The sequence below is a fragment of the Acutalibacter intestini genome, assembly GCF_034334985.1.
Classification (GTDB): Bacteria; Bacillota; Clostridia; order Oscillospirales; family Acutalibacteraceae; genus Acutalibacter; species Acutalibacter intestini.
In genome coordinates this window covers 1-1,052 of record NZ_JAWXXL010000108.1, presented here as the reverse complement: position 1 = coordinate 1,052, position 1,052 = coordinate 1, and the positions used below count along the sequence as shown (strand labels likewise).

Below are 1,052 nucleotides of genomic sequence, written 5' to 3'. Positions count from 1 at the left end.
TTGGTTGTCAATGACGAAGTGGCAAGCTGGCGCGGCGACGGCGGGTTGAAGCAGTATGAAGTTATGAAATCCGCGCTTGGCGCGCGGCGGCAACCGTTGATCCTGTCAATCAGCACGGCAGGATATGAAAACGACGGGATTTTTGATGAATTGATGAAGCGATCCACGGCCTTCTTGAAGGGCAACAGCAAGGAACGCCGCCTTTTGCCGTTCCTATACATGATTGACGATGTGGAACGCTGGAACGATATTGAAGAGCTGAAAAAGGCAAACCCGAATATGGGCGTTTCCGTGTCGGAAGACTTCTTCTGCGAGGAAATAGCGGTTGCGGAAATGTCCGCAAGCAAAAAGGCCGAATTCCTGACAAAGTATTGCAACATCAAGCAGAATTCTTCTATTGCATGGCTTGACGCGCACGTTGTAGAAGGTTCGGCGGCAGAAATCACGCTTGCAGACTTCCGGAAAACCTATGCCGTGGGAGGTATTGACCTTTCGCAAACAACGGACTTGACGGCGGCAACGGTGATCGTGGAGCGGGGCGGGAAGCTGTACGCGTTTACACAGTTCTTCATGCCCGCAAACCGCGTCGAGCGGGCAACGGCAATCGACGGCGTGCCGTATGCCCTATTCGTGCAGAAGGGTATTATAACGCTTTCCGGCGAAAATTACGTTGACTATAAGGACGTGTATAACTGGTTCGTCATGCTGAAAGAAAAATACGAAATATACGTGCTTAAAGTGGGCTATGACCGTTACAGTGCGCAATACCTTGTTGACGATATGCGCGCCTATGGCTTCCACATGGACGACGTTTTTCAAGGGGAGAATCTGGCGGGCGTGATCCGCGAATTTGAAGGGATTTTGCTTGATGGCAATTTCAAGATCGCGGATAACAGCTTGCTAAAGGCGCATTTCCTGAATGTGGCCTTGAAGCACAACATGGAAACGCGGAAGTTCCGTCCGGTTAAAATCGAACAGCGGGCGCGCATTGACGGCTTTGTGTCCGTGATCGACGCAATGACCGTCCGGCAAAAATACTATAACGAAATCGG

General features: G+C 51.0%; 1 protein-coding gene. It reads left to right on the top strand.

Features of this window, described 5'->3' with window-relative positions; translation table 11 throughout:
• On the top strand, nucleotides 1–1,052 hold a 1,052-nt coding region (locus U8U68_RS21895; RefSeq protein WP_322204578.1), incomplete at both ends, for a terminase TerL endonuclease subunit.